The sequence below is a fragment of the Radicibacter daui genome (assembly GCA_030657355.1).
In the GTDB taxonomy this organism is placed as follows: domain Bacteria; phylum Pseudomonadota; class Alphaproteobacteria; order Radicibacterales; family Radicibacteraceae; genus Radicibacter; species Radicibacter daui.
In genome coordinates this window covers 2455213-2469828 of sequence record CP131056.1, presented here as the reverse complement: position 1 = coordinate 2469828, position 14616 = coordinate 2455213, and the positions used below count along the sequence as shown (strand labels likewise).

At 62.0% G+C, this 14616-nt stretch carries 17 protein-coding genes; 15 read left to right on the top strand and 2 right to left on the bottom strand.

Translation table 11 applies throughout. The annotated features are described in order from the left end of the window. The 3 genes from QTL98_RS11660 (at position 1) to QTL98_RS11650 (ending at position 3082) form a co-directional block, all read left to right on the top strand. Positions 1 to 453 carry a DNA polymerase III subunit chi gene (locus QTL98_RS11660; RefSeq protein WP_445678654.1) on the top strand — a complete coding sequence of 151 codons (453 nt, stop codon included), beginning with the start codon at positions 1 to 3 and terminating at the stop codon, positions 451 to 453. 672 nt (positions 454 to 1125) lie between these two features. Next, positions 1126 to 2466: an ammonium transporter gene (locus tag QTL98_RS11655; protein ID WP_445678653.1), complete on the top strand. Its 1341-nt coding sequence runs from the start codon at positions 1126 to 1128 to the stop codon at positions 2464 to 2466. 415 nt (positions 2467 to 2881) lie between these two features. Then, positions 2882 to 3082: a hypothetical protein gene (locus QTL98_RS11650; RefSeq protein ID WP_445678652.1), complete on the top strand. Its 201-nt coding sequence runs from the start codon at positions 2882 to 2884 to the stop codon at positions 3080 to 3082. A 36-nt stretch (positions 3083 to 3118) separates the two neighbouring features. Here the strand turns inward: QTL98_RS11650 and QTL98_RS11645 are convergent, their stop codons facing one another. Further along, positions 3119 to 5008, bottom strand: coding sequence for an ABC-F family ATP-binding cassette domain-containing protein (locus tag QTL98_RS11645; protein ID WP_445678651.1), 1890 nt, complete (start codon positions 5006 to 5008; stop codon positions 3119 to 3121). A 129-nt stretch (positions 5009 to 5137) separates the two neighbouring features. Between QTL98_RS11645 and QTL98_RS11640 the strand changes: the two genes are divergently transcribed. From QTL98_RS11640 to QTL98_RS11595, 10 genes are all read left to right on the top strand, one after another. Beyond that, positions 5138 to 5497, top strand: coding sequence for a DUF6898 family protein (locus QTL98_RS11640; RefSeq protein ID WP_445678650.1), 360 nt, complete (start codon positions 5138 to 5140; stop codon positions 5495 to 5497). A gap of 136 nt (positions 5498 to 5633) precedes the next feature. Next, complete coding sequence (gene rpiB, locus QTL98_RS11635; RefSeq protein WP_445678649.1) at positions 5634 to 6062, top strand: ribose 5-phosphate isomerase B; 429 nt, start codon at positions 5634 to 5636, stop codon at positions 6060 to 6062. Positions 6063 to 6181: 119 nt separating this feature from the next. Continuing rightward, on the top strand, positions 6182 to 7486 hold the full coding sequence (gene glyA / locus QTL98_RS11630; RefSeq protein ID WP_445678648.1) for a serine hydroxymethyltransferase: 1305 nt from the start codon (positions 6182 to 6184) through the stop codon (positions 7484 to 7486). Between the two features lie 22 nt (positions 7487 to 7508). Beyond that, complete coding sequence (gene nrdR, locus QTL98_RS11625; protein ID WP_445682137.1) at positions 7509 to 7967, top strand: transcriptional regulator NrdR; 459 nt, start codon at positions 7509 to 7511, stop codon at positions 7965 to 7967. Between the two features lie 94 nt (positions 7968 to 8061). After that, positions 8062 to 9150: a bifunctional diaminohydroxyphosphoribosylaminopyrimidine deaminase/5-amino-6-(5-phosphoribosylamino)uracil reductase RibD gene (ribD, locus tag QTL98_RS11620; protein ID WP_510637567.1), complete on the top strand. Its 1089-nt coding sequence runs from the start codon at positions 8062 to 8064 to the stop codon at positions 9148 to 9150. A gap of 8 nt (positions 9151 to 9158) precedes the next feature. Next, positions 9159 to 9761, top strand: a complete 603-nt coding sequence (locus QTL98_RS11615; RefSeq protein WP_445678646.1) for a riboflavin synthase — start codon at positions 9159 to 9161, stop codon at positions 9759 to 9761. A gap of 65 nt (positions 9762 to 9826) precedes the next feature. Beyond that, a complete protein-coding gene (gene ribB / locus QTL98_RS11610) occupies positions 9827 to 10891 on the top strand; it encodes a 3,4-dihydroxy-2-butanone-4-phosphate synthase (protein WP_445678645.1) in 1065 nt (354 codons plus the stop codon). 3 nt (positions 10892 to 10894) lie between these two features. Next, positions 10895 to 11383, top strand: a complete 489-nt coding sequence (locus tag QTL98_RS11605; protein ID WP_445678644.1) for a 6,7-dimethyl-8-ribityllumazine synthase — start codon at positions 10895 to 10897, stop codon at positions 11381 to 11383. A 54-nt stretch (positions 11384 to 11437) separates the two neighbouring features. After that, entirely contained in the window at positions 11438 to 11917 is a 480-nt protein-coding gene (gene nusB / locus QTL98_RS11600) for a transcription antitermination factor NusB (RefSeq protein WP_445678643.1), read from the top strand. Between the two features lie 80 nt (positions 11918 to 11997). After that, positions 11998 to 12573 carry a hypothetical protein gene (locus QTL98_RS11595; protein WP_445678642.1) on the top strand — a complete coding sequence of 192 codons (576 nt, stop codon included), beginning with the start codon at positions 11998 to 12000 and terminating at the stop codon, positions 12571 to 12573. A gap of 30 nt (positions 12574 to 12603) precedes the next feature. Here QTL98_RS11595 and QTL98_RS11590 read toward each other — a convergent pair whose 3' ends face one another. After that, positions 12604 to 13050, bottom strand: a complete 447-nt coding sequence (locus tag QTL98_RS11590; RefSeq protein WP_445678641.1) for an outer membrane protein assembly factor BamE — start codon at positions 13048 to 13050, stop codon at positions 12604 to 12606. Positions 13051 to 13272: 222 nt separating this feature from the next. Here QTL98_RS11590 and QTL98_RS11585 point away from each other — a divergent pair, with 222 nt between their 5' ends. Together QTL98_RS11585 and QTL98_RS11580 are read left to right on the top strand one after the other, a co-directional pair. Continuing rightward, positions 13273 to 13818, top strand: coding sequence for a ubiquinol-cytochrome C chaperone family protein (locus QTL98_RS11585; protein WP_445678640.1), 546 nt, complete (start codon positions 13273 to 13275; stop codon positions 13816 to 13818). A 55-nt stretch (positions 13819 to 13873) separates the two neighbouring features. Then, entirely contained in the window at positions 13874 to 14461 is a 588-nt protein-coding gene (locus tag QTL98_RS11580; protein WP_445678639.1) for a YceD family protein, read from the top strand. Positions 14462 to 14616: the final 155 nt, after the last annotated feature.

Below are 14616 nucleotides of genomic sequence, written 5' to 3'. Positions count from 1 at the left end.
ATGGCGGAAGTCCGCTTTTATCACCTTGGCCGGCAGCCGCTGGAGGATGTCCTTCCGCGGCTGCTGGAAAAGTGCCTCGACCGTGGGCTGCGGGCGATTGTGCTCGCCGGCAGCTCGCAGCGTGTCAGCCATTTGAACCAGCTGCTCTGGAGCTGGAGCCGGGATGGTTTCCTGCCGCACGGCTCAAAAGAGGATGGTTTTGCGGCCGATCAGCCCTTGTGGCTGACGGAGGAGCCGGGCGATGTGCCAAACGGGGCATCGGTCGTCTTCCAGCTTGACGGTATGGAGGCCGGTGAAGGCGATCACTGGACGCTTATCTGTGACATGTTCGATGGTCGCGATGAGGAAGCCCTTGCGGCCGCCCGGGGGCGTTGGCGCCGCTACAAGGACGGCGGGCACGAGATGACCTACTGGCAGCAGGCGGAGGAGGGAGGCTGGGTCCGCAAGGCATAACCAGCCTTCGCCGGGTATCGCACCGCGGCATTGTGAAGATATCAACTGACAGGGCCGGGCGCTTTCGTGATGAGGCGCCCGGCCTTGTTTTTTCAGGCTGCGCTCCCGCAATCCGGGGCCGCCGCGTTGTTTTTGCCCTGATGTCTGTCGCAGGAGCGGTCTTCTGCATTGTCCTTTTCTGCTTCCGGTGGAGCGTTGAATAATCTTTGGGCAAAAAATAGGCAGATAGGTTAAAATGCGGGCGGTCATTTTTAGGTCATTTTTCGTCTGAGCCCGTCCGGAGGGCGCGAGGGCGGGGCAATTCCCGGATATTTCAGTCAAATACTGCTTTGGCACGCTGTTTGAAGAGTTGGTCCGTGCTTTGGTGGGCGCAGGGGGCGCTCGGGCGTTGCCAACCCATCAGACACATCATGGTCCTGCAGCGCGCCGAAAGGCCGGTGAGGGGGTAAAGCCGGAGGGGAACCCTGAGGGGTGACAGTCGGCAAAACGGTTTTCGGCCCAGTTAACTAGGGCCACAGCAGCGGTGCCCCGGCTGAACTGGAAAGGGGGCGCCCAAGGCAATGATCGTCCCGAGGGGGGCCGCTGCCGGGTTCGAGGTTCGAAGTCATAATATGGGGTTGTCCGGGAGGCTCCCGGGCAATTCAGGGCGTAAACACACCCAGGAGCATAATAATGAAGCTTGCCTCTAAGTGGTTGAGGGCAACGCCGGTACTGGCCATCGCATCGCTGATGGCTACGCCTGCGTTCGCTGACACCTGTGAAGACGTGACTGCCCAGATCAACAAGGGTGACACCACCTGGATGCTGATCTCGTCGGCCCTTGTGCTGATGATGAGCATTCCGGCTCTCGCCCTGTTCTACGGCGGTCTGGTTCGTACCAAGAACATGCTGTCCGTCCTCTCCCAGGTGTTCATGATCGTCTCGCTGGTGGCGGTTATCTGGGTTGTCTACGGTTATTCGCTCTCCTTCACCGACGGCGGTTCCGCCAACGCCTTCATCGGCGGCTTCTCTAAGGCCTTCCTGGCCGGCGTGCTGCCGACCTGCGGCGCGGCGACCTTCAGCGATGGCGTCTTCATCCCCGAGCAGGCTTTCGTCGTCTTCCAGATGACCTTCGCCTGCATCACCCCGGCCCTGATCATCGGTTCCTTCGCCGAGCGCTTCAAATTCTCCGCGCTGGTGCTGTTCATCATCCTGTGGGTGACCTTCATCTACTTCCCGGTTGCCCACATGGTGTGGTCCACCGGCGGTCTTGCCTTCGACTGGGGCACGCTGGACTTCGCCGGCGGCACCGTCGTTCACATCAATGCCGGTATCGCCGGCATGGTGGGCTGCCTCATGATCGGCAAGCGTGCCGGTTACGGTAAGGAAATCATGGCTCCGCACTCGCTGACCATGACCCTCATCGGCGCTTCCCTGCTGTGGGTGGGCTGGTTCGGCTTCAACGCCGGCTCCAACCTTGAAGCCAACGGCGTCACCGCTCTCGCCTTCCTCAACACCTTCGTTGCTCCGGCCGCTGCCGCGCTCTCCTGGCTGTTCGCCGAGTGGGCCGTCAAGGGCAAGCCGTCCTTGCTGGGCATGGTTTCCGGGGCGGTTGCCGGCCTTGTGGCCGTCACCCCGGCCGCCGGTTTCGCCGGCCCGATGGGCTCGGTGGTTCTGGGCCTCGTCACCGGCGTCGTCTGCTTCTTCTTCTGCTCGAAGGTCAAGAATGCCTTCGGTTATGACGACAGCCTCGACGTGTTCGGCGTGCACTGCATCGGCGGTATCGTCGGCGCCATCGGCACCGGCATCCTGGTGAGCCCGGACCTCGGCGGCGTCGGCCTCGACGACTACAGCATGGCTGGCCAGGTCTGGACCCAGTTCAAGGCTGTGATCCTGACCCTGGTGTGGTCCGGTGTCGGTTCCGCGATCCTCTACAAGATCGTCGACCTCATCGTTGGCCTGCGTGTCACCCCGGAGCAGGAGCTGGAAGGTCTCGACATCTCCACTCACGGCGAGCGCGCCTATCATTCCTGATAGGAGCCACTGCCTGAGCTTTCGGGCTCATGCATGGTAAAAACAACAGCCCCGGCAATAACGCCGGGGCTGTTTGTTTTTGTCTCATCCTGCTCGGAAATTGGGATTATCTCCTCCTGGGTGGAGGTATGGTCAATAGCCGGTAGGTCGTAGGATGAGAGTGACAAATCCTATATTCGTGGTGCTTGTCCTGATGCCGCTATTGGGGCTCGGATCACGGGCTAAGGCTGACTGCCTTGGAAATTTGCGTTCAATATTGAGTGCGGGCCAATATTCTGGCCCATCCGACTGCGCAGCTGCTAAAATAGACGTTAGATCAATAGGTTCTGTACCCGAAGTGGCCGGGCGATGCGCCTTGTATTCTCTTCAGTACGCGATTGGCGCGTCGAGCGGTGCGAGCGTTCACGGTGGTCAAATGGTACTCGTTATCTCCGCTTCAGGAGAATATGTGGGACGCTATATGCTTCCAACACCACCATTTTGGAAATTTGGCATTTCAGGGGATAACTTAATAATCAAGGCTGAGAATTTTGACTCTGTTCAAATTGATTTCTCCGACAAAACTCCGCCCCTGGCAATTGTTGTCGACGGGGAGAGTGACGAGCTTTTCAAATAAACCGAAGTGACTTAATCACTTTTATAAATTTCGAACTTATACGGTTTGCGACATAGCATTGTCGTAGGCTTCCTGGGCCTCCAGCCATTCCATTTCTGCCGCTTCGAGCTGACGTCCGGTATCGGCGAGCGACTTCTGTAGCGCCGTCACCTTCTCGGCAGGCCCGGAATAAAGGCCAGGGTCGGCGAGCCTCTGTTCGATGCCTGCCTTTTCAGCAGAAAGCTTGTCGACGCGCTTTTCCGCCACATCGACCTTCTTCTTCAGCGGAGCCAGCTGCTGACGCAATTCGGCGGCAGCACGGCGCTGGTCCTTGCGGTTGGCGCTGCCATCTTCGGCTGCCCGTTCCCCGCCATTACGCTGTTCCCGCGCCCGTTCCAGCAGCCAGCTGCGATAATCATCCATGTCGCCGTCAAACGGCTTTGCTTCGCCGCCGGCAACCAGCCACAGGCGATCCGCCGTGGCCTCGATCAGGTGCGGGTCGTGCGAGACGAGGATGACGGTTCCCTGAAATTCGTTGAGCGCCACGATCAGTGCCTGACGGCTGTCGACATCCAGATGGTTCGTCGGCTCGTCGAGGATCAAAATGTGCGGCGCCTCGCGCGAGATCATCGCGAACAGGAGGCGGGCTTTCTCACCGCCCGAGAGATTGCCGACACTGGTTCCCGCACGGTCCTGACCAAAGCCGAAGCGGCCGAGGTGGCTGCGAACCTTTTCCTCGTTGGCTTCCGGCATCCAGCGCCGGGCCTGCGCCAGTACGGTCAGTGAAAGATCGAATTCCTCCGCCTGATGCTGGGCGAAATAGCCGATGCGCAATTTGCCAGACTTGCGCAAATCGCCTGACATTGCCTCGAGCCGGCCGGCGATAAGCTTGGCAAGCGTGGACTTGCCGTTGCCGTTGGCGCCGAGCAGGCCAATACGATCCTCCTCGTCGATACGCAGGTTTAGGCCTCGCAGCACGGTGCGCGCCTCATAACCGACGCTGACCTTGTCCATCACCATCAGGGGCGGGGCGAGGGGTTCCGGCGAGGGGAAGTTGAAACTGATGGTGTGCGCCTCGACCACCGAGGCAATCGGCTCCATGCGTTCCAGCATCTTGATGCGCGACTGGGCCTGTTTGGCTTTGCTGGCCTTGTAGCGAAAGCGGTCAACGAAGCTCTGCAGGTGAGCCCGCTGCACTTCCTGCCGCGCGGCCATCGCCTGCTGGCGTTCCAGCTGCTCACGCCTTGTGCGCTCGAAGCGGTCATAGCCGCCCGAGTAGAGCGTGAGCTTGTTCTGGTCGAGATGCACAGTTGCCTGCGGCACCGCGTTCAGAAGCTCGCGGTCATGGCTTACCAGCAGCACGGTGTGTGGATAGGTGCGCAGGTAGGATTGCAGCCAGAGTGTCGCTTCCAGATCGAGATGGTTAGTCGGCTCGTCCAGCAGCAGCAGGTCTGGCTGGCTGAAAAGCAGACCGGCAAGGGCAACACGCATGCGCCAGCCGCCAGAAAAATCGGCACAAGGCCGGCGTTGTGCATCGCCGTCGAAACCCAGGCCATAGAGAATGGTCCCGGCGCGCGCTTCTGCGGTGTGGGCTTCGATATCGGCGAGGCGGGTATGGATCTCGGCGATGCGGTGCGGGTCTGTTGCTGTCTCCGCTTCCGCCAGAAGGGCCGTGCGCTCGGTATCCGCGGCGAGCACGGTGTCGATCAGGCTCTGCGGTCCGGCGGGAGCCTCCTGCCGGGTAAGGCCCACGCGCAGGCGCGGCGGAATGTCGATGGAGCCGCCGTCAAGGCCGATCTCCCCGGCAATCGCACGCAGCAGCGTGGTTTTGCCAGTGCCGTTGCGGCCGACAAGAGAGACCTTGTGGCCGGCCGGGACGGTCAGGGAAGCGTCTTCCAGCAATGGGCGGCCGGAGACACGCAGCGTGATATTGGTGAGCTGTAACATGGCGCCGCACAGTAGGGCCGGCGGGCAGGGGCGGCAACTATGATGCTTTGCCGAGGCTGACATTGCGCTGCAAAAGATTTATGCTCGGAACAAGAGAGCAACACTGGTCGTAGGGACACCTGAGGAGCCGTGGCAGAAACCCTGTTCGAGATGAGGCGGGTCGGCAGCTATATTCGCTGCTCTGCAATCGATCCGGAAACCGGTATCGAGGCGGTGGTGACTGGCCCGGCAAACTCCCCCGGCGATTCCCTTCGTCTTGCCGCACGGCGCAAGCTGGAATATCTCCTGTCACGGCATCACGTGCAGGCCGGTGCAGGTGTTCCGGAAGCCGGACCAGGTGGCCCACGCAATTTCATCAGCCCCGAACTGCAGGCCCTCTTTGACCGTCAGGCTGCGGGCGAGAAGGGTGGTGCCACTCCTGCTCTGCCTCCGGAGGCACCGGCCAGTGGCTTCAATGGCTATGACCGCAGCGGCAGGAGACGCGGTTGAGCGAACCCGGATGACTTCCCTTGCCGGATGAACATTGCCGTTTTGCGTAAATAGCGAATTGGAATAGCCGGCGGTCTTTGCTATGGGTCCCGCACGCTGCAGCCAGGCGCTGCGTTCGATGCAGGATCGCCCGCCCATGAAACCCGTCGCCATCGCTTCCGATCACGCCGGCTTCGAGCTGAAAGAACAGCTCCGCGCCTATCTTGAGACGCTTGGACATACTGTCCTCGATCTCGGCACCCATAGCCTTGACTCGGTCGATTACCCGGATTTCGGCAAGGCGCTGGCCGAGGCCATCGCCGACGGTCGCAGTGATCGTGGCGTTCTGGTCTGTGGGTCGGGCATCGGCATCTCCATCGCGGCGAACCGCAATCCGGCGGTCCGCGCAGCGCTTTGCCATGATGTGACCACGGCGCAGCTTTGCCGCCTGCATAATGACGCCAACGTCATCGCCCTCGGCAGCCGCATCGTCGGCGTTGAAGTGGCCAAGGACGCGGTCAAGGCGTTCTTCAGCACCGACTTCGAAGGCGGACGGCACCAGCGCCGCGTCGCCAAGCTCTGCTGACGGCATAAGCCGCCAGGCCCGAACAACCGGCGCCTTGCGGGCGTCCGGTCAAAAGTTTTTCGCAGCATGGGTGGCTGGTTATCGACACCAGGACCAGTCACCAGAAAGGACGATGAACGATGACAGCTTCGCCTGCCGTGACCCCCAAGGGTTTCTTCACCGCCCCGGCTTCGGCCGCCGATCCCGAGCTCTACGCCGCTCTGCATGAAGAGCTTGGCCGCCAGCAGAACCAGATCGAGCTGATTGCCTCGGAAAACATCGTCTCGCGCGCCGTGCTGGACGCGCAGGGCTCCGTGCTCACCAACAAGTATGCGGAAGGCTATCCGGGCCGGCGTTACTACGGTGGCTGCGAGTTCGTGGACAAGGCTGAGGCATTGGCCATCGACCGCCTGAAGCAGATTTTCGGCGCCGCTTATGCCAACGTGCAGCCGCATTCCGGTGCGCAGGCCAATCAGGCCGTGTTCTTTGCCCTGCTTCAGCCCGGCGACACCATCCTTGGCATGAACCTCGCCCATGGCGGTCACCTGACCCATGGCTCGCCGGTCAACCAGTCCGGCAAGTGGTTCAACGTGGTGGCCTACGGCGTCGGTCCGGAAGATGGTCTCATCGACTACGCCGATGTCGAGGCCAAGGCGATGGAGCATCGCCCGAAGCTGATTATCGCCGGCGCTTCTGCTTATAGCCGTGTCATCGATTTCGCCAAGTTCCGCGAGATTGCCGACAAGATCGGTGCCTATCTCATGGTGGACATGGCGCACTATGCCGGTCTCGTCGCCGGCGGCGCCTATCCGAACCCGGTTCCGCATGCCCATGTGGTGACCTCGACCACCCACAAGACCCTGCGTGGCCCGCGTGGCGGCATCATCCTCAGCAACGACGTCGAGCTCGGCAAGAAGTTCAACTCGTCAGTCTTCCCGGGCCTGCAGGGCGGCCCGCTTATGCATGTCATCGCTGCAAAGGCTGTTGCTTTCGGTGAAGCGCTGACGCCGGAGTTCAAAACCTATGCTCACCGCGTGATCGAAAACGCCAAGGCGCTTTCCGAGGCAGTGGTGAAGGGCGGTTGCGCCGTCGTTTCCGGCGGTACCGACAGCCACATGATCCTCGTTGATCTGCGGCCAAAGGGTCTCACCGGCAAGGCGGCGGAGCAGGCGCTGGAGCGTGCCGGCATGACCTGCAACAAGAACGCCGTTCCGTACGATCCGGAAAAGCCGATGGTTACCTCGGGCATCCGCCTCGGCACCCCGGCCGGTACCACCCGCGGCTTCGGCCCGGAAGAGTTCCGCAAGATCGGCGAAATGATCTGCGAAGTGCTCGACGGACTGCGTCAGGCGAACAGCGAAGAGGGAAATGCTGGCGTCGAGGACGCGGTGCGCGCTAAGGTGGCGGAGCTTTGCAGCAAGTATCCGATCTACCAAGGCTTGTGATCTCTAGGGCGAGGTGGCGCAGATGCGGTGTCCCTTCTGTGGGAACGACGATACCCAGGTGAAGGATTCACGTCCCACCGAGGACAATTCCGCTATCCGCCGCCGGCGCTTCTGTCCCAAATGTGGCGCGCGCTTCACGACCTTCGAACGGGTACAACTCCGTGAGTTGACGGTTGTGAAGCGCGACGGCCATCGCGAGCCTTTTGACCGCGACAAGCTGGTGCGTTCCATGCGCCTTGCCCTGCAGAAGCGGGCGGTGGACGAGGATCGCATCGAGCGCATGGTCAATGCGATGGTCCGGCGCCTGGAGACTTCCGGTGAGACCGACATCGCCTCTGAGACTGTAGGCGAGATGGTCATGCAACAACTCGCCACGGTCGATCTCGTCGGCTACATCCGCTATGCTTCGGTTTATAAAAACTTCCGTGAAGTCAATGACTTCAACGAGTTTATCGAAGCGCTGCGTCCCAGCGAAACCTGACCCGGTGCCAGGGCCGGCGGCTCACGCTGCGGCTTGAGGCAACGAGAGCGCGAGAGCGGTGAGCAAGACTTTTTCCAGCGCTGACGAAGAGCATATGCGCGCCGCTCTGGCGCTGGCTGAAGACGGGCTCGGGCGTGTTGCGCCCAACCCGTCTGTTGGTTGCATCATCACGGACAGGAACGGCGTGGTCGTCGGCCGCGGGGCAACCCGGCCTGGCGGTCGTCCGCATGCTGAAACCGAAGCCCTGGCAATGGCCGGTGGCAAGGCCGGGTTCGGTACCGCCTATGTCACGCTTGAGCCCTGCAGCCATCACGGCAAGACTCCGCCTTGCTGTGACGCGCTCATTGCGGCCGGCGTCGCTCGTGTCGTGATCGCCTGCGAGGATCCGGACCCCCGGGTCAACGGCAAGGGGATTGCCGCCCTGCGCGCTGCCGGCATAACCGTCGAAACCGGTTTGCTGGAAGAAGAAGCGCTGGAGCTCAACGAGGGCTTTATCCTCAAGGTCGAGCGCGGCAGGCCGCTTGTCACCCTCAAGATGGCGACATCGCTTGATGCCCGCATAGCCACCCACAGTGGCCAGAGCAAATGGATCACCGGGCCGATTGCGCGTGAAGCCACGCACCGGCTGCGCGCGGCCAGCGATGCCATCATGGTGGGCGTCAACACGGTGTTGGCGGACGACCCGGAACTCACCTGCCGTATTCCCGGTATGGAGGACCGCTCGCCCCTGCGCATCATCGTCGATAGCCGGCTGCGCCTGCCGCTGACGGCGCGGGTTGTCGTCGGTGCCCGGGAGGTTCCCACCTGGATCATTTGTGCGGCCGGCGGCCAGAACAGGGACCGCATGGCCGTCATCCAGCAGCAGGGTATCGAGCTGATTGAAATTCCGGCTGACAACAGCGGCTTGCCAGAGATCGCGGCAGTGCTCTCTGAGCTGGGCAGGCGCGGTATCACCCGCCTGATGGTCGAAGGAGGCTCGCATCTTTTTGCCAGCCTGCTGCGGGCCGACCTTGTCGACCGGATCGTCTGGTACCGGGCGCCTGTCATCATCGGCGGTGACGGGTTGCCGGTGTTCCAGCCGCTCGGCGTTGACAGTCTCGACCTTGCACCGCGCTTCGAGCGTCGCCATGTTGAGGCCGTCGGCGAGGACCTCGTCGAAACCTATTACCGTTCCCAGCGCTGAGATTATCCATGTTCACCGGCATCATCACCGATATCGGCCGCGTCCGGCGCGTGCTGCGTACCCCGGATCTTCGCCTTGAGATTTCGACGGCCTTCGATGTGCCGTCCATCGATATGGGCGCGTCCGTCTGCCACAACGGCATCTGCCTCACCGTCGTGGAGAAGGGAACAGACTGGTTCGCCGTCGAGGCCTCGGCGGAAACGGAAGCACGCACTAATATCAGTGCGTGGACGGAAGACTCCCCGGTCAACCTCGAGCGCTCCCTGTGCCTCGGCGACGAACTGGGTGGTCATCTTGTCTATGGCCATGTGGATGGACTTGCGACGCTGGTGTCGCGCCAGCCAGATGGCGAGAGCGTGCGTTTCACCTTCGAAGCAGATCGGGACCTGGGCGGATTTATCGCCACCAAGGGTTCGGTTGCGCTTGACGGGGTGTCGCTCACGGTCAATGAAGTCGCGGATACGGCAGAGGGCCGGACACGCTTTGGCGTCAACATCATTCCCCATACGTTGAAATGCACGACATTCAGCCAAAAGCAGCCGGGCGATCGGCTCAATCTGGAAGTGGACATGCTGGCGAGGTACGTCGCCCGGTTGACGACCCGCGGCTGACCGGCGACGACCAGTTCCTGCTCGCCTCCGCCGAGGAGATCATCGAGGAAGCGCGGGAAGGGCGCATGTTCATTCTCGTCGATGACGAGGACCGCGAGAACGAGGGTGATCTCGTGATCCCGGCGCAAATGGCGACGCCCGATGCCATCAATTTCATGGCCAAGCACGGGCGCGGGCTCATCTGTCTGGCGATGGACAGCACCCGCATCCAGCAGCTTGGTTTGCCCTCAATGCCGCAGAGCCATTCGAGCCGGCGTTCGACGGCCTTTACCGTCTCCATTGAGGCGCGTGACGGTATCACCACCGGTATTTCGGCGGCGGACCGGGCACGTACGGTGCAGGTTGCCATCGATCCGCGCCATGGCCGCGAGGACATCGTGACCCCGGGTCACGTGTTTCCGCTGGAAGCGCGCGATGGCGGCGTGCTGGTGCGCTCCGGCCATACCGAAGCGGCGGTGGACGTGTCGCGTCTCGCCGGCCTTAATCCCTCGGGCGTGATCTGCGAGATCATGAACGAGGACGGCACCATGTCGCGCATGCCGGACCTCATCAAGTTCGCGCAGTTCCACAATCTCAAGATCGGCACCATCGCCGACCTCATTGCCTATCGCCGGCGCACCGAAACGCTGGTTGAGCGCAAGCTCTCCACACCGTTCGGCAGCAAGTTCGGCGGTGCCTTCGAGCTGCATCTCTATGTGAACCGCCTGAACTATGCCGAGCATATCGCGCTGGTTAAGGGCGATGTCACCGCGCCGGGCCCCGTGCCGGTGCGCATGCATTCGCTCAGCGTTCTCGACGATGTGCTGGGCGATCTTTCCACTGGCCGCGCCGGTGAGCTGCAGGCCGCCATGGAAATGATCGGCCAGGAGGAACGCGGCGTGATCGTGCTGTTGCGCGAGCCCATGCCGACTCGCGTCTCCGATGGTTTGAAGGCGCGCTCCGGCAAGGCTGGCGGAGTAGGGGAGCTGCGTGACTACGGCATCGGCGCTCAAATCCTGCTCGACCTCGGCGTGCAGGAGATGCTGCTTCTCACCAACACTGCCAAGACGATGATCAGCCTGGATGGCTACGGTCTGACCGTTGCCGGTCACCGGCCGATCCCGCATCCTTCCGACAGCTCCGGGGAATAAGAAATGGCCGAGCAGAACCAGCAGCCGAGCGCCGACAAGCCTCATGTCATGATCGTCGAGGCGCGTTTTTATGACGAGCTGCTCGACGAGCTGCTTGCCGGTGCCAAGGATGCCCTGGAGGCGGCAGGTGCTACTTATGAAGTGTTCACCGTTCCGGGAGCGCTTGAGATCCCGGCGGCAATCGCCTATTCCATCCGCTCGCGTGATGTTTATGCCGGTCGCCGCCGCTTCGATGGCTATGTGGCGCTCGGTTGCGTTATCCGCGGCGAGACCACGCATTACGAGACCGTTGCCAATGAAAGTGCCCGGGCGCTGATGGATCTTTCCGTTCAGCACAGCCTGGCTCTGGCCAACGGTATCCTCACCGTCGAAAACGGTGAGCAGGCGTGGGACCGTGCCCGCCGGGACCGCAAGAACAAGGGTGGCGCGGCAGCCGATGCATGTCTTGCCATGCTGGAGCTGAAGCGCGAATTCAGGCTCTGGCCTCGCTGATGACCGGCGGGGTCGCCGGGCCCCGTTTTGGATGTCGGAGAAAGTAGCTTCAAGATGGCTGACGCCAAGGAACCGAAGACCCAGAAGCCGAGCGCCAAGGCGCGCCGGACCGCCGCGCGCCTTGCTGCCGTGCAGGCGCTTTACCAGCTTGAAGCCAATCCCGACCTCAATGCCGAGGAAGTGCTGGGCGAGTTCCTGACCTTCCGCCTCGGACATGAGGTAGATGGCGAGAAGTATGTCGCCGCCGATCCCGAACTGCTCGGCAAAATCCTGCGTACCTTCGAGGCTCGCGGCAAGGATGTGCTCGCCATCCTGACCGGTGCACTGGATGCCCGCTACCCGCTGGACCGGCTGGAGGCGCTGATGCGCTGCACGCTGGAAGCCGGTGTGACCGAGATGCTCGCTGCGCCGGATACGGAAAGCGGCGTGATCATCAACGACTACGTCAATGTCGCGCATGGCTTTTTCGAGGAGCGGGAACCCAAGATGGTGAACGCCATTCTCGACAAGATCGCCAAGGGCTTGAAAAGCTGACGCTTTCCTCCTGAAAAGCATGGCGACGACCGGGCGGGCAGGGTTAGGATGAAACCGGAACCCTGCCTCAAGGCGTCTTTATGATCCGTATCCTGCTTTTTGCTGTCATCGGACTGCTTCTGGTGGCGATCGCCGCCCTGGCAGGCTGGGTGTTCGCGCTTCACAAGCCGCTGCCGTTTCCGCTGCCGGAACCTGTCGCGGCCATCGTTGAAAAATACGTGCCGCAAGCGCTGGCCCATCCGGACGCAGAAAAAGACGTGCCCAAGGAACCGCAACCGCCGCCGGTCGATCCTTTGACCCTGGCGCCGGTCAATCCCGGCTATTATGAGATTACGCCGGCCTTTGACCTGACAGTGATGGATGCGCAGGCACGGCCCAAATACCTCGTCTCGGTCGCCATCACGCTGGTTCTGCGCACGCCGGAGCAGGAGCCGCTTGTAGAGCCGTTGAAACTAAGGATCCGGGATGCGCTGCTGACGGAACTGATAGGCGCCGTCAATCGCCCCAACGCCATAGACAGCACGGGCCGTGTCGACACCGATTATTTGAGCCGCCGCGCCAAGAAGGCCGCTACGGACCTGCTCGGCAGGGCTTATGTCTGGGATGCGATTGTGACCACAGCAACGCAGCGCCCCGCCGAAAGCCAGTTGCGCTAGGCGGAACCAGGCAGTCGTCCGACCGGGTGGTTATTGCTGTTTGCTGCCGGCGAAACGACCGACATTGCCGATAAGCTGCTCGAAGAAGCCGAGCGTCTTGCCGCTGGTCGGGGTTTCCTGCTCGATCAGGTTGACCTCTTCACCATCGGCGGCGTCGAGATGCTTGATGTCGCTCACCACCTTGTCGGTATTGAAGGTGATGACGACCACCTCGCGTTCCAGCAGCTCAGGTGCCCGGATGGAGCGGTATCCCATCTTCTGGCCGATATAGTACCACTTGTTCGCGTCGAACGTACCGGTTGCCGTGGGGCTGCCGAGGCTGTCCATCACCTGGTCCTCGGTGGTCTCGCCGACCTTGATATCCTCAAGCTTGCCCGGTTCGATGAAGCGACCGTAATTCTTGACGCGTTCCGCACAACCCGTTGCCAGCACGGTGGAAATTGTGAGGAGAAGAAGAGAAGCGGCAGGCTTGCGCACCCGAGAACCCTTTGTTAGCGCGGGACCTTCCCCCGAAATCCGGCCGCCGGCGCATCGCAGGCGTGGAAAACGCGGTCATGGATGGCGGGACAATTGCACCGCAGGACGCTTCATGTCAAACGGTGCGCAAGGACAACCCTGCCGCAAGAGCAGGAGAGCCGGAATGCAGTCCGCCCCGCGGCTGGCACGACGGACACGGGCAAAACTGGGGGATGGCTGGAAATGTTTGGTTTTCTCTCCCGCCGGCGGGATGAAAAACAGCGGGCAGCCGCGCTTTATGCCGCAATCGTCACGCAGGCGCGCCTGCCGGCCTTTTACGCGCAGCTCGAGGTTCCGGACACGCTGGATGGCCGGGTCGATGCCATCATCCTGCATCTGGCGCTGGTGCTGCGCCGTTTGCGCGGGGAGGATGGCGGCAAGACGCTGTCCCAGAACCTGTTCGACTGTTTCCTCGCCGACATGGATGCGGGCCTGCGCCTTGCCGGTGTCAGCGATGTGCGGATCGCCAAGGAAATGAAGAAACTCGTCAAGGGTGTCTACGGGCGCCTTGCGGCCTATGACGAGGCTCTGGATGCTGCCGATGATGCGCTGCTGTCGGCGGCGATCAGCCGCAATCTCTATGGAACGCTCGACGAAGAGCCCTCCAGCCTTGTCCTCGGGCAGGTGAACGCCTATGTCAGGGCGCTGCTGGGCGAGCTGGAAACCGTCGACGGGCCGGAGCTCGTACGCGGCGAGCTTCGCTTTGGGTGCGCCCCGCTGGTAAGCTAGAATCCAATCCTGTTATCACCGCCCGCTTGCGGTACCCTGTTCCGGAGACGAAACCATGGCCTCCTCTTCAACGGCTGCGAAGCCGGAATTCTCGCTGATCGTCTCGCTCGATGACATTCCGGCCTCGGGCAGCCTGCCGGTCAGGGGCAAGGCCGACGAGGCTGTTCTCGAGACGATTGCCGGACGCCTCGGCGTGCTTGGGCTTTCGGAGCTTGCGATGGAGGCCGTCGTTCACAAGGCCCGTAGCCAGACAACGTCATCTCCCGCCATGCGGGTCGAGGGCACGGTGTCGGCGCGGGTGCAGCAGCGCTGCGTGGTAACGCTGGATCTGTTCTGGAGCGACATTGCGGAGCCGTTCAGCGTGCTCTGCTCGCCGGACGAGCCGGATGAGCTAGAGGTCGGCGAGGATGGCGATTACGATCTGGCCGCGCTGCTGGAAGAAGAGGATATCGAGCCGCTGACCGAGGATGGCAGCTGCGACATCGGCGAACTGGCCGTGCAGTATCTGGCCCTTGGCATTGACCCCAACCCGCGGGCGCCGGGTGTCGAACTGCCGGATGAGTTTCTTGCCGACGAAGAAGCCGGCGAGAGTGAAAAGCTCAATCCCTTCGCTGTTCTTGCCAAGCTCAAGCAGAATCGTTAACGCTCATCGCAGCAGGCCACGGCACGAAAACGCCACAGGCGAGGGAGAGGCCGGTATCCGGCGCAATCGTCGGCGCTACCGGGCATTCTGAATAGCAAGAAACAAAGGCTTCCGTGACCACAGACGCTTCTTCCGTTACCGGACCGCTGACCATC

Excerpts from the sequence above, each read along its gene's own strand:
- QTL98_RS11580 (WP_445678639.1), top strand. The coding sequence starts at position 13,874 with ATGGCCTCCTCTTCAACGGCTGCGAAGCCGGAATTCTCGCTGATCGTC.
- rpiB (WP_445678649.1), top strand. The coding sequence starts at position 5,634 with ATGAAACCCGTCGCCATCGCTTCCGATCACGCCGGCTTCGAGCTGAAA.
- QTL98_RS11605 (WP_445678644.1), top strand. The coding sequence starts at position 10,895 with ATGGCCGAGCAGAACCAGCAGCCGAGCGCCGACAAGCCTCATGTCATG.
- nrdR (WP_445682137.1), top strand. The coding sequence starts at position 7,509 with ATGCGGTGTCCCTTCTGTGGGAACGACGATACCCAGGTGAAGGATTCA.
- QTL98_RS11645 (WP_445678651.1), bottom strand. The coding sequence starts at position 5,008 with ATGTTACAGCTCACCAATATCACGCTGCGTGTCTCCGGCCGCCCATTG.
- ribD (WP_510637567.1), top strand. The coding sequence starts at position 8,062 with ATGCGCGCCGCTCTGGCGCTGGCTGAAGACGGGCTCGGGCGTGTTGCG.
- QTL98_RS11595 (WP_445678642.1), top strand. The coding sequence starts at position 11,998 with ATGATCCGTATCCTGCTTTTTGCTGTCATCGGACTGCTTCTGGTGGCG.
- QTL98_RS11660 (WP_445678654.1), top strand. The coding sequence starts at position 1 with ATGGCGGAAGTCCGCTTTTATCACCTTGGCCGGCAGCCGCTGGAGGAT.
- glyA (WP_445678648.1), top strand. The coding sequence starts at position 6,182 with ATGACAGCTTCGCCTGCCGTGACCCCCAAGGGTTTCTTCACCGCCCCG.
- QTL98_RS11615 (WP_445678646.1), top strand. The coding sequence starts at position 9,159 with ATGTTCACCGGCATCATCACCGATATCGGCCGCGTCCGGCGCGTGCTG.
- QTL98_RS11650 (WP_445678652.1), top strand. The coding sequence starts at position 2,882 with ATGGTACTCGTTATCTCCGCTTCAGGAGAATATGTGGGACGCTATATG.
- QTL98_RS11585 (WP_445678640.1), top strand. The coding sequence starts at position 13,273 with ATGTTTGGTTTTCTCTCCCGCCGGCGGGATGAAAAACAGCGGGCAGCC.
- QTL98_RS11655 (WP_445678653.1), top strand. The coding sequence starts at position 1,126 with ATGAAGCTTGCCTCTAAGTGGTTGAGGGCAACGCCGGTACTGGCCATC.
- nusB (WP_445678643.1), top strand. The coding sequence starts at position 11,438 with ATGGCTGACGCCAAGGAACCGAAGACCCAGAAGCCGAGCGCCAAGGCG.
- ribB (WP_445678645.1), top strand. The coding sequence starts at position 9,827 with ATGTTCATTCTCGTCGATGACGAGGACCGCGAGAACGAGGGTGATCTC.